This is a genomic window from Thioreductor micantisoli (assembly GCF_055392745.1).
The window spans coordinates 1,371,333-1,384,532 of sequence record NZ_AP043760.1; the positions used below are offsets into that span (position 1 = coordinate 1,371,333).

The window sequence follows — 13,200 nt, forward strand, 5'->3', positions numbered from 1 at the left end:
TTTACTCCTAAATAAAAACTATATCTTTTTTATTAAAACAAATAAAAACATTATCATCTTTTTTTAAATTAAGAATTTTAAAATAATTTTTTGACACTTTTACGAAAAATATATTGTCTTTTAATTTAATATAAACTTTAAAATGATCTGTTATTCCCATTACTTCATCAACCTTGCTTTCAAAACAATAATCATATTCACTTTTTTCCTTTGAAAGATAAATTAGATTTGGATCAATTGAAAAAAATTTATGAGAATTTTCAAATCCCAATATTGATAACTCAAAAATATTTTTAAATCCTAAAAATTTTGCTACTTCCAAAGAAGCAGGAGCATTTAATACTTTATCAGTTTCATCAAACTGTAAGAGTTTACCATTTAAAATTATTCCTATTTTATCTGCTAAATAAGATGCTTCTCTAAAATTATGTGTTACATGAATAATAGAAAGATTATATCTGCTTGGAAGCTGTTTTAAATTTTTCATTATTTCATTTCTTAAAGTTGGATCAATTGCGCTTAAAGGTTCATCTAAAAGTAAAACTTTAGGCCTTGAATAAATAGCACGTGCAAGTGCAATTCGTTGTTTTTCTCCACCACTTAAACTTAAAACATCTCTTTTTAAAACATCTTTTAAGCTTAAAAAATTTATTAAATCATTAAATAATTTAATATTTTTACCTTTAAATCTTTCAGAAAAACGAATATTTTTTTCAACATTTAAATTTTTAAAAAGCTGAAAATCTTGATATAAAAAACCAAATTCTCTTTTTTCTGGAGCTAAATTGGTAATATTTTTATCTCCAAAAATTATTTTCCCTTCAATTTTATGAAAACCAGCAATGGATTCAAGAAGTAGGGTTTTCCCACTTCCTGTTTTTCCGAGCATAACAATGTATTTATTTTTTTTTATTTCAAAAGATATGTTATTTAAAAAGAAATTACCTTTTTTTAGAAAAATATTTTCTATTTTTAACATATCTATTTTAAAAAACTATTGTTTAACCATTGTCTTGCATCTTTTTCACTTTTAAATCTTTTAGATTTTGCAACTTGTATATTTCCTTCATAAAAACGAATTCTCATTCCATCTTGAACTTCATCAATCTTAATTCTTGTAAGTTTTTCTTTGTTTAAAAAAACTCTATCATTTAATTCTACAAACATTTTCTTTCCTTTTATTTTTTTAAGATACTTGAATCACCCTCAATTATTGGAGGATTGATAACACCTTGCCCATTTTTCTTCATTATTGCCTGACCTTCAGGTGAGAGAACAAATTTAACAAACAAAACAGCTCCTTTTTTGTCAACAGGAAGTCCTAATTTTTTATTTTGAACAATAGTGATTCCGTAAACCATTGGAGCACCTTTTTTTACAATATAAGTCCCAGGTTTTTTACCTGTAACTTTAAAACTCGCTTTTTTATAAAAAGAAGCATATTTTTTATTACCTAAATTAACCTGAGAAGGAAGTGTTACAAAGTTAAGATGATGTTGCATTGCAACTGATTTATAAATAAATAGATAATCTATAGCCCCAACTTCAAGTAAACCTAATAAATCAGTTTCTTTTGGTCTAACCGCTACTTTATTTCTATTTTCTTCTCCATCTTCATAACTGTTTCCATATCCGAATAATTTATCAAAAAACTTTGGTCTTTTATAATAAATTCCAGCTAATTTCGATACAAGTATTGTTCTATAACCACAAGGATCCAAATTTGGATTAGAATGCCCTACTTTTACCCCTGGTTTCAGTAAAATATTCATCCAATTTTTTGAATTTATTTTATTTGCAAATTTTGAATGTGGTGTATAGGCTATAATCATTTCATTTGTTGTAAATAAAGCATTGAATTTAGCGTAATTTGGTCTTAATAAATTATCAATCACTTTATAATCAGCACTTGCCATTACATCAGCCTTGCGGTGTAAATCAGTAATTTTTCTGGCACATGCTCTACTTCCTGCAGCTTCTCTTACAACATCATATTGTGGATATTTTTTCTCAAACTTTTTCTCAATTTGAGAAAATGGAATACTTAAACTTCCTGCATGAAAAACAACAACTTGGTTTTGTGCAAACAATAAACTTGCAACTAATGCAATTAATGTTTTTTTCATTATCAACCCTCCTTTTTTTATAATTATATCAAAATAAATAAAATTTTTATCATATATATGACAAAAAAGCATATTTTTTTATGCAAATTTTGCATATTTATATATAAAATAAATCCAAAATGACAAACAGACTAAGAAATTAGTCTGTTTTAGTCTTCTTTACATTTTTCAGCAAGGTCTTTGTCTTTGCCTTCTCTAACTATCTTTTTATAATAAATTGAGTGTAAATGCTTTAATTCATCTTCACTTTTACATCCATCTATCATACTATCAATTGACCCTTTTATGGCAAAAAGAGACATATACATATGTGTAATAAAGAATGCAGTAATTAAAAGCGCTAATGATAAATGAATAATAACAGCTAATCTTAATAAATCTATCTGATTCAAATTCATATTTTTAAGAAGAGATATGTTAAAATCTTGAACATACATCATAGCACCTGTAATAAGCATAACTATACCACCAAACATAGCAACCCAATACCACATTTTTTGACCTGCATTAAATTTTGAAGCAGGGACTTCTTGTTTTCTTTTAACTAAATAACCACCCAGTATCATCATCCATTTTATATCCCATGATCTTGGAAGCATTTCTTTAAACCAAACCAAAGTCATTGGTATTACAACTAAAGCGAAAAGAAGAGCACCAATATCGTGCAAATATCTCATAACTCTTATAACTGTACCTCCACCAAAGAATGCACCATAAATTACAAAATATCCTGTAGGAACTAATAAAATAAATCCTAAAGCAGCTATCCAATGCACTATTCTTTGCCAAGTTGGAAAAATTAAAAATTTTCTACCTTCATGAGAAAAAACTTTAGGCCCCACAATTAAATAATGAATTAAAAAAATTGCAGGAACTCCTAATAAAACAACTAAAAATGCTAATTTAACCCAATGAGTTTGTAAATATACAAATAATTCTCCATATTTATGCCAATTGGGAATGGCTCCTATTAATTCTGGAGAGATTAATCTACTTCCAGGATGTTGGGGAGCCTGATTTGGCTCCACCAAAGGAACAATTCCAGCAAATAAACTCATTACGCTAACGAGTAAAAGTGAAATTTTTTTCATAACGATCCCTTATTTATACGCTTGTTTCCATCCATATGGAGTCATAGGCCCTTTGCCTTTTGCTGCATCTCTTTCTCTTTTAATTTTAGAAACACTTTCAGCATCTCCTACAATTAAAGCATTTGTAGAACAAACAGCAGCACACATAGGAACTTTACCTTCTGCAATTCTATTTTGACCATATAATTCATATTCTTTTTCAGAAAAAGTAGGTTCTGGACCTCCTGCACACATGGTACATTTATCCATAACCCCTCTAATTCCAAATGCTCCATCTTTTGGAAACTGAGGTGCTCCAAAAGGACAAGCATATAAACAATATCCACATCCAATACATTTATCTTTATCATGATGAACTATTCCATCAGCTCTGATATAAAAACAATCAACCGGACAAACTTGTGCACAAGGAGCGTCAGTACAATGCATACAAGCTACAGATACAGAAAATTCTTTACCTTCTATTCCTTCGTTTAAAGTGACTACTTTTCTTCTATGCACACCTACAGGCAATTCATGTGCTTCAGAACATGCAATTGTACAAGCATTACATTCAATACATCTATCTTCATCACAATAAAATTTCATTCTATTATTATTATTATACATAATTTACCCCTTACGCTTTTTCAATGCGGACTAATCCCGCTTTTGTTTCAGGAATTTGAGTAACAATATCATATCCATAGTTAACTACTGTATTTGCACTTTCACCAATTGCATATGGTTTTGTACCTTCTGGATAATTTGCACTCATATCTTTTCCTTGCATAATTCCTGCAAAATGATATGGCAAGAATATTCTATCAGGTGCAACCGCATAAGTAAATCTAGCTTTAACTTTGATTTTTGTTCCTTCAGGCGCATGAACCCAAATCATATCTCCATCACTAATTCCATGTTTATAAGCAAGTTCTGGATTTACACTTGCAAACATTTCTGGTTGAAGATTAGCTATATACTTACTACTTCTTTCTATAAGTCCAGCACCACTATACATAACAAGCCGTCCTGTTATAAGAAGAAGAGGAAATTCTTTTGACCAATCTGTTTTTTGAATAGAAGCAAATTTAGTATCAACTCTATATTGATCTTTTTTATCTGGATAAGTTGAATATTTTTTAGTCAAATCATATCTTGGTGTATGAAGTGGCTCTCTATGCATTGGAATTTTATCTGGGAATGTCCACACATAAGCTCTTGCTCTTGCATTTCCATAAGGAGCAACTCCTGCTTTTAGGGCATATTTTGCAATAAGTCCACTTAAATCCACTTTCCAGTTTTTACCCATAATTTCTTTTTCTTTTGGTGTTAACTTAATTCCTAGAACTTTTTCAATATTATTTTTAGTAAGTTCAGGATATCCACCTCGTACTTTTGCATCTTTAATAGTAGCTTGAGATAATAGATCTTCACCTTCATATTCAGTTCCAAATCTTGCTCTAAATCCCATACCACCTTCTGCTACAGGAATATCAACATTATAAAGTACTGGACTTCCTGAATGTTTTTCTGTCCAACAAGGCCATGGCAATCCATAATATTCACCTTTCATTGGACCTATACCTTTTAGAGTTACTTCATCAAACATATTCCAATTTTCTTGGTGTTTTTTAAGTCTTTCAGGTGTCCAACCAGTTAATCCAATAGTTTTAATTGTTCTTGCAATTTCTCTTGTAGCATCTTCTGGCCATTTAAATGAATTTCTAACTTTTACAGCTTTTCCATCTTTAGCATCAAGTTTCATACCACTAACAAATTCATCATAAAAACCAAATTTTTTAGCAAATGTAAACATAATTTCTTCATCAGTTTTAGATTCATATAACGGATCAACTACTTTACTTCTCCATTGAGCTGTTCTATTTGTCGCAGTAACACTTCCTGAACATTCAAATTGACTTGCTGTTGGTAAAATATAAACATTATCTTTTTTATTTGTTATTACTGCTGCTTCATTTGCAAATGGTTCAGCAACAACTAATAAATCTAATTTATCAAGAGCTTGTTGAACTTTCGCTTGTTGTGCAATAGAAGTAATACCATTACCTTGAACCCATAGTGCTCTAATTGGTGTTCTTTGATAAATTTTTTCTTCTTGTAATACACCTTCCCACCATCTAGCAAGTGTAAATCCTTTTGTATGCATCATTTTTGGAGCATCAAATCTACTTTGTAACCATTTAAAGTCAACTCCCCAATTTTGTGCAAAATATTTCCAACTTCCTTCGCTAAGTCCATAATATCCTGGTAATGAATGTGATAAACAACACATATCAGTAGCACCTTGAACATTATCATGTCCTCTTAAGATGTTACATCCACCACCAAATTTACCCATATTACCTAATGATAATTGTAAAATCGGTGCCATTCTTGTATTAGATGAACCAATTGAATGTTGAGTTAGACCCATTGCCCAAATTAATGTTCCAGGTTTACTTGCAGCATAAGCTTTTGTAATTTGAATTAATGTATCAACATCAACACCTGTTACATCAGCAGTTTTTTCTGGTGTCCATTTTTCTGCTTCTTTCATAATATGATCCATTCCAAAAACTCTTTCTTTTACAAAAGATTCGTCTTCCCAACCATTTTTGAAAATCAAATGAAGCATTCCATACATAAATGGAATATCAGTTCCAGGTCTTATTCTTGCATATAAATCAGATTTTGCAGCTGTTTTTGTATATCTTGGATCAATAACAATTAAAGTTGCATTATTTCTTTCTTTTGCTTTTAAAATATGTTTAAAACCTACAGGATGATTTACTGCTGGATTTGCACCAAATATAATAATAGCTTTAGAGTTTTGAATATCTCCTAAATGATTTGTCATAGCTCCATAACCCCATGTATTCGCGACCCCCGCGACTGTTGCACTATGTCAAATACGAGCTTGGTGATCTATATTATTAGTTCCCCACATTGCAGCAAATTTTCTAAAATAATAGGCTTGTTCTGTGCTCATTTTAGCACTACCTAAAAACATTGCTGCATCAACACCGCTCTCTTTTTTGATACCAAGCATTTTTTCTGAAATTTCATTTACAGCTTGATCCCAACTAATTCTTTGCCATTTTCCATTAACTTTTTTCAATGGATGTTTTACTCTTTTACTTCCTGGATAGGGGCTTTTTAATTCTTCATCACTTGCATCTCTCACTACCGGCGCAGCACTAAGCATTGTAGCACCAGCAACTCCAGAGAGAGCAGTCATTTTTAAAAATGCTCTTCTACCCACTTTAACATCTAATTTGTTTTGTGAGCTCATTTTTTCTCCTTATATTGCGTTTTTATAATAAACTTCCCAATTTTGTGTTTTTTTATAGAGGATTTCTTTTTTTGGAGAATACCCCCTTACAACACCATTTCCAACATCTTCTTCATTTGACTTAGCAAAAGCCAATGTCGAAGAAGCTACACCTAATGCACCAAGACCAAGTGCACCTTTTAAAAAGCTTCTCCTTTTCATATCTACTCCTTCACTTTTGGATTTATCTCACATAGAGATATCTACAAAGCCACATAAAGCTTTGTAGATATCTCTACACCTCATCTTCAACATCACCACCTTCTTCTAAAGAACATACTAAATTTTCTTTATTTCTTTGTTTTTTTTGTTTTCTAAGTTTAGCTTCTTTATCTGCAACTGTTGTAATATCGTTTCTTTTAGAAACTTTTTCAATAGTTGGTTTTGGTTTTTCAAGATACATTCTTTCTGTTTGAATAAACGCTTTTAAAACTACCGCCATATCTTTATAGAGATTAGCCGCTGTATGCATATAAACATTTTCTATAAAATCATCTATAAAAGTATTTAAAATATCAAATGTTTTTTCTTCAAGTAAAGCTGTCTTTTCATCTCCTTCTATTTTTTTTAAAATTAAATAATGCATAAAAGGGAAAATAAATCCAACATCATCTTCTGTATCTTTAAATTCTTCATTTTTTCTAAATTTTGAAGCCAAAACAATACCAATCATTTTGACTTTCATTTTTCCATTTTCAATCTCTTCATTATAAAAAGATGCTGTTGTAGGAACTGGATCATTTGCTAAATCATAAAAAATATCATCAAATTCTTGAACTAATTTTTTTTCATCAAAATTTTCTATGAAATGAGCTAATGCTTCTTTTGAATTAGCTTCAAGTGCGTTTTGATGTAACATTTTTGCAGCTTCTTCCACTCCATTAAATCTATCTTCAGTAGAAATAAAAGTAAATAATTTTGAGAAAAATCCATAATAAAATGCTCTAGCTTCTTCTAATTGTTTATTTTCCATCTGTTTTCCTTTCTATATATTCATTAAATGATAATTTTGATTTACATTCTGGACAGCAATAAATTGATTTTTTCTTAAGTTCATCTGTAAATATCGGTAAAAGTTTAGCGGCTATTTTTTCAATAGCTTTTGTTGGAGCAAAAGGTTTTCCACACATAATACAATAAAAAGGTTCATCTTTAGCCATTGTTTTTTGAGCAAAAAATTCTTTATTTAATTCTAATTCATCAGGAATTACTTTCAAACAATTTTCTGCACAAGCTATCTCACAATACCCACAAGCAGTACAAACTGATGCGTTAAAAAGTAAAGAATTATCTTCGTTATTGGCAGTAAAAGCACCAACATTACAAACACTAGCACATCCCATACATAAAGTACATTTACTTTCATCTATTTCTACTTTTCCATAGTGGATATAATTATTATCTTTTAAATCAACGATTCCTAAATTATCATTTCCTACTAAATATGATAATCTTGAAGAAAAAATATCTCTTTTTTTCAAATTATATTCACTTATTGTATATTCAGCTTCTGGAAGCTTTTGAGCAATATTTAAAAATTCTTGTACTTCTTGTAAATCATCTGTAAATAACACAGCATCTTTATTGTATTTTCTGTTTGAAATTTCATTAATTAATCTAATGGCTTCTTTTTCACCTTTTGAAAAATTATTATTCAAAAATACAATTTGTGCACCACTATCTTGAAAAAGAGTCAATAAATGAACCTCATCTAAAAATTTTCTACCCTCTATACTTAAAGGAATTACACCTTCAGGTAAAGTAACTTTTAAATTTTCTATCATATCTTCAGGTACAATAAAAGGGATATACCCTTTAAATAATTTTGAAATTTCATAAAATGAATCTCTTGGAATTGCACTGAAATCAAGCGCACCACTAGGACATACACTAACACATCCTCCACATCCATCACAATCTATAGGAGAAAATATTAACTCTTTAGTCTTATCATCTTTTATAATAGCATTAGTTGGACAAACATTAGCACAATTTCCACAAGTTTCTTCTAATACTCTATGATGATATTGACATATATCTTTATTATATGTTACATAATTTTTATATTGATAAATACCTACTCTTTTTCTAATAATTTCTTTTGTTTTATCTATACCAACATCAGATGGATCGACTATACCTTTTTGTTTAAAAGCAATCTCTTTAGCATTAATCCATATAGCTTGATCCACTTCCAAATCAATTAATTTATCATCCTTTTGAATTTTAAATTGTAAATTACCTATAGTTCCATTTACATCTATAATCCACTCAGGAAGAGCATAATATTTATCAAATTCCTCTAAATCATCAAAATTTTCAGCTTCTTCTTTATTTCCTATAATCAATAATCTATTTTTTACATCTTTTTTATATTCATTAAATTTTGCATAATCAAGTTTTATTCCCCTACTTTTATAAAGTTTATCAATTACATTTATCTTTTCTAAAATAGAAGCATTTGAACTTTCTATATAAAAATTAATTTCTGGAGCATAAATAACAGGATTAGTTTCTTTAGAATTTGATATAATTGTAGATGCACTATTATCATTAATGATAATAATATCATCACTTAGTGGAAAATCAAGAGGTTGTTTACTATAAAAAGCATATTCAATCATTTGTACCCTTTTCATTTTTAATTAATGATATTATGACACTAAAAGCTTAAATTTAGCTTAAAAAGTAAAAAAAAGAGTAAAAAGGTTTCGTTTTGAAAAAAGTTTTTTTTATTTCATTTTCTATTCTTATAATAATATTTACTTATATACATTTTTTATCTCCTAAAAAATATATAATTTCTTCATCTTTGCCTCTTAATGATATTATGGGTAAAATGGGGAAAAGCATTAAATATGGTACTTTAGCATATTTAAAAAAATTAAATACACCTATTAAAAGAAAAATTAAATTTATATTTAAAGATGATAAATATGAACCAAACTTAATGAAAAAAAATATAATAAATTTTTATAAAAATAATTCATTTTTATTATATGGCCTTACTGGGACTCCTACAGTAAAAGAAATTTTACCTTTTGTAAATGAACATTCAATCTTTGTTTTTGCTCCTTTCACTGGTGCAGAATTTCTAAGAAAAAATAAAAATATAATAAATTTTAGGGCATCTTATAAAGATGAAATAAAAAACATTATTAATTATTTATTAAAAAAAAACTTTACAAAAATTTCTCTTTTATATCAAAATGATGATTATGGAAATGAAATATATCTTCATACATATAAAATATTAAAAGAAAATAATTTATCTTTATCAAGTATTGGAACATATAAAAGAAATACTTTTTTAATTAATTCTGCTATTAATTCAATTTCTAGTACAAAACCTAAAATTATTATTCTTGGATCAACTGCAGAAATTTCAGCTCTTTTTATTAAAAATTATAGAAAAATAGATAAAAATGTTTTATTTATAACTATGTCCTTTGTTAATCCAGATAAATTAATATCTTTAATAAAAACTAATAATATAATTTTTTCTGAGGTTGTACCTTATTATAAAAGTAATATATTAGAAGCTAAAAATTATGTAAATAATTTAAAAAAACTAAATCCTACATTAAAACCATCTTTTTATGGTTTTGAATCCTATTTAGCTACAAAAATTTTAATAAATGCATTTAATCATTTAACATTTCCATATACACCAGACCATTTAAAAAAAATAATTAAAAAAACACCTAAAAATTTATTTAAAAATATACCTATTAAATACAATAATAATCAACTTCTAAATAAAACTTATTTATATAAATATGAAAAAAATCAATTCAAAGAAATAAAATGATTAAAAAATTTATAAAAATTAATTTTTTAAATAAAACAAAATTAATTGTTTCAATCATTGCTTTTTTATTATTAAGTATTATTATTATGTCTCAATATACAATATTTTCTTTTAAAAATAATATTAATACTCTTTTTCAAAAAAGTTTAGTTTCATCTGTAAAACTTTCACATATAAAAGATTTATATAAAATAAATATTTACGAAACAATTGTACAATATAAAAAAAATGAGATTAATTTCGAACAAACTAAAGAAGTTATAAATTTAGCAAATATATTATTGAAAAAAGAATGGAACGATTATTTACATACTAAATCAATAGAAAATAACACATTTGAATATTTAAATTTCAATAATATAAAAAAACTTAAAAAAAATATAGACCAAGAATTATATAAATTTTTAACAAAAAAAAATATTGATACAAAAAAATTATCAAATAACATAAATCTTATTAACATTTATATGTCAAATCTTATTAACATAAATTTAAAAAAAGCAATTATTAAAAAAAATAAAACTGATAAAAAATTTAGCTTTGCTATAAAAGCTTCTATAGTTAGTGTTATTATCGTTTTTATTGTTACTATAACCATAATTATTTTAATAATAGAAAAATTTAAAAATATTAATATTATATTAGAAAAGAAAGTTCAAAACAAAACAAAAGAATTACAAAAAATAAACAAAACATTAGAAAAAAAAATAGAAAAGAAATTAAAAGAAATTAGAAAAAAAGATAAAATTATGTTTCAACAAAGTAAACTTGCAAGTATGGGAGAAATGCTCCAAAACATAGCCCATCAATGGAGACAACCTCTTGCAAATTTATCAATGATAATTGAATCTTTCGAAATAAAAAATGACTTAGGAAAACTTAACACTTATTATATAAAAGATAAAACAAAAGAAGCCTTAATAATAGCTGAAAATATGTCAAAAACAATAGAAGATTTTAGAAACTTTTTTCTTCCAGACAAAATAAAAAAAAGATTTTTTATTAAAGATTGTTTAGATAAAACTATAAAATTAATCTCCTTTTTAATAGAAAAAAATCATATAGAATTAAAAATTAATATAAAAAATGATATAAATATATTAGGATATCCTAATGAAACATCTCATGTATGCATTAATTTTATAACAAATTCTATTGAAGCATTAATAGATTCAAATGTTAAAGCAAAAAAAATTTTAATAACTATTAAAGAAACAAAAAATGATATAATTATTAGTATAATAGATAATGCAGGGGGAATAGATGAAAAAATAATAGACAAAATTTTTGAGCCTTATTTTACAACTAAAATAAAACAACAAGGAACTGGTATAGGACTTTACATGTCAAATCAAATAATATCTAATATGAATGGTGAAATTAAAGCAAAAAACATTATTCATAAAATGGGTACAAATAAATTTTACAAATGTGCCATGTTTGAAATAATTTTACCAAAGGATACTAATGAAAAATTATGATATTTTGAAAAATTTCAATATTTTATATATAGAAGATGATAAAAATTTACTAAAAAATTTAGGAGAAATACTTCAAGATTTTTTTAAAAAAATATACTTAACAAATAATACACAAGAAGCTTATAAAATATTAAAGATAAATCATGTAGATTTAATAATCAGTGATATTTTAATAGAAGATAAAAATGGAATAGAATTTATGTCTTTTTTAAAAAATAACAATTTTAATATTCCATTTATTTTAACAACAGCTTATACACAGACAGATTATCTTCTCGAAGCAATAAAACAAAAAGCTGCAAATTATTTAGTAAAACCTATAAAAATAAAAGAACTGTTAGATAGTATTTATGAAACTTTACTTCCAAAATATCAAAAAAAAGAACTAGAAAATTCTACTATTTTATTTAAACTAGCTTCTCTAATATGTGAAAGTAAACAATTAGAAGTTATAAAACTCATAATGAATTCTATAGATAACGAATATAATTTCTCTCTTTCATATCCTGAAATTATGGAAAAAATAAATATTAGCAAACCAACACTTATAAAATTATTTAGAGATTTACAAGATAAAAATTTATTAACAAAACTCCCAAAAAGAAAATATAAAATAAATATTAATAATATTAATTATCTTTTTGAAAATCCTTCCTAGGACCTTTTAACTTTTTTAAATACAATTCTTTAAATCTTTTATTTGCAAATTCTTGAATTTCTTTTTCTAATTGTTTAAAAATTTCTATATATTCTTTAGCTTTAGGAGTTAAATAAGTTCCACCTTTTACACCTTTTTCCACAGTTACCAATTCATCATCAAGATTTTGTTGTAATATTTTAATATGTGACCATGCTTTTTTGTAATTAAGTCCCATTTTTTCAGCTGCTTTTGATATTGAACCTTCTTTTTCTATTATTTCTAATATTTCTGTTTTTCCTTTTCCAAATAACAACTCTTTTTTTTGATTTTCTATCCAAACTTTTGTTTTCATAAACGCTCTATTTCTTTTTTTTTCTTTGAATATACCTAATTCACAATAAATTACATCAAATCCATTATCTTTTATAGCACTTCTTACTTTTTTAAGATTATATTTTTCAGCCAGTTTTCTAGCATCTTTACAAAAAACTTTTTTATTATTATCTGCTATTTTATTAAGATCATTTACAATTTCTTCTTCATAAGAATCAGTAAAATCGATTTTACCAAATTGCCCAAGCCCACAATCAGTAATTCTAACACCCATTTCATCAGCCATTTTACCAATTATAGCAGTCTCTACTCCAGCTTTTTTTGCAACTACATAAGCTTTTGCACAAGTTAGCTTATTTTCATCATTTTTATATTTTTTTATCAATTCTTTTATCATTTTTTCCC

The 13,200-nt window shown here is 26.4% G+C and carries 13 protein-coding genes; 3 read left to right on the forward strand and 10 right to left on the reverse strand.

Annotated features, from left to right (window positions below):
* Nucleotides 1-7: 7 nt before the first annotated feature.
* The 9 genes from ACZ5OA_RS07320 to ACZ5OA_RS07360 form a co-directional block, all read right to left on the reverse strand.
* Nucleotides 8-979 (reverse strand): ATP-binding cassette domain-containing protein, encoded by a 972-nt coding sequence (locus tag ACZ5OA_RS07320; protein ID WP_464907213.1) that lies wholly within the window; start codon nt 977-979, stop codon nt 8-10.
* Between the two features lie 2 nt (nt 980-981).
* Entirely contained in the window at nt 982-1,167 is a 186-nt protein-coding gene (locus ACZ5OA_RS07325; RefSeq protein ID WP_464907214.1) for a sodium-dependent tyrosine transporter, read from the reverse strand.
* Nucleotides 1,168-1,178: 11 nt separating this feature from the next.
* Nucleotides 1,179-2,126, reverse strand: coding sequence for a tungstate ABC transporter substrate-binding protein WtpA (gene wtpA / locus ACZ5OA_RS07330; RefSeq protein ID WP_464907215.1), 948 nt, complete (start codon nt 2,124-2,126; stop codon nt 1,179-1,181).
* Nucleotides 2,127-2,275: 149 nt separating this feature from the next.
* Nucleotides 2,276-3,217, reverse strand: coding sequence for a formate dehydrogenase subunit gamma (locus tag ACZ5OA_RS07335; RefSeq protein WP_464907216.1), 942 nt, complete (start codon nt 3,215-3,217; stop codon nt 2,276-2,278).
* Nucleotides 3,218-3,226: 9 nt separating this feature from the next.
* Nucleotides 3,227-3,826: a formate dehydrogenase FDH3 subunit beta gene (gene fdh3B, locus ACZ5OA_RS07340; RefSeq protein ID WP_464907217.1), complete on the reverse strand. Its 600-nt coding sequence runs from the start codon at nt 3,824-3,826 to the stop codon at nt 3,227-3,229.
* Between the two features lie 10 nt (nt 3,827-3,836).
* The gene (locus ACZ5OA_RS07345) at nt 3,837-6,491 is read right to left on the reverse strand and encodes a formate dehydrogenase subunit alpha (RefSeq protein ID WP_464907218.1); all 2,655 of its coding nucleotides are present in this window, start codon (nt 6,489-6,491) and stop codon (nt 3,837-3,839) included.
* Between the two features lie 9 nt (nt 6,492-6,500).
* Nucleotides 6,501-6,692, reverse strand: coding sequence for a Tat pathway signal protein (locus tag ACZ5OA_RS07350; protein WP_464907219.1), 192 nt, complete (start codon nt 6,690-6,692; stop codon nt 6,501-6,503).
* Nucleotides 6,693-6,765: 73 nt separating this feature from the next.
* On the reverse strand, nt 6,766-7,503 hold the full coding sequence (locus ACZ5OA_RS07355; RefSeq protein WP_464907220.1) for a TorD/DmsD family molecular chaperone: 738 nt from the start codon (nt 7,501-7,503) through the stop codon (nt 6,766-6,768).
* Nucleotides 7,493-9,154, reverse strand: coding sequence for a 4Fe-4S dicluster domain-containing protein (locus ACZ5OA_RS07360; protein ID WP_464907221.1), 1,662 nt, complete (start codon nt 9,152-9,154; stop codon nt 7,493-7,495). The genes ACZ5OA_RS07355 and ACZ5OA_RS07360 overlap by 11 nt, the downstream gene beginning before the upstream one ends.
* A 92-nt stretch (nt 9,155-9,246) precedes the next feature.
* Between ACZ5OA_RS07360 and ACZ5OA_RS07365 the strand changes: the two genes are divergently transcribed.
* The 3 genes from ACZ5OA_RS07365 to ACZ5OA_RS07375 are packed head-to-tail and all read left to right on the forward strand — an operon-like array spanning nt 9,247 to nt 12,480.
* Nucleotides 9,247-10,341, forward strand: coding sequence for an ABC transporter substrate-binding protein (locus tag ACZ5OA_RS07365; RefSeq protein WP_464907222.1), 1,095 nt, complete (start codon nt 9,247-9,249; stop codon nt 10,339-10,341).
* A complete protein-coding gene (locus ACZ5OA_RS07370) occupies nt 10,338-11,822 on the forward strand; it encodes a sensor histidine kinase (RefSeq protein WP_464907223.1) in 1,485 nt (494 codons plus the stop codon). The genes ACZ5OA_RS07365 and ACZ5OA_RS07370 overlap by 4 nt, the downstream gene beginning before the upstream one ends.
* Nucleotides 11,809-12,480, forward strand: coding sequence for a response regulator (locus ACZ5OA_RS07375; RefSeq protein WP_464907224.1), 672 nt, complete (start codon nt 11,809-11,811; stop codon nt 12,478-12,480). The genes ACZ5OA_RS07370 and ACZ5OA_RS07375 overlap by 14 nt, the downstream gene beginning before the upstream one ends.
* Here ACZ5OA_RS07375 and ACZ5OA_RS07380 read toward each other — a convergent pair.
* The gene (locus tag ACZ5OA_RS07380) at nt 12,452-13,192 is read right to left on the reverse strand and encodes a winged helix-turn-helix domain-containing protein (RefSeq protein WP_464907225.1); all 741 of its coding nucleotides are present in this window, start codon (nt 13,190-13,192) and stop codon (nt 12,452-12,454) included. The two genes, ACZ5OA_RS07375 and ACZ5OA_RS07380, sit on opposite strands and share 29 nt — an antisense overlap.
* Nucleotides 13,193-13,200 lie beyond the last annotated feature (8 nt).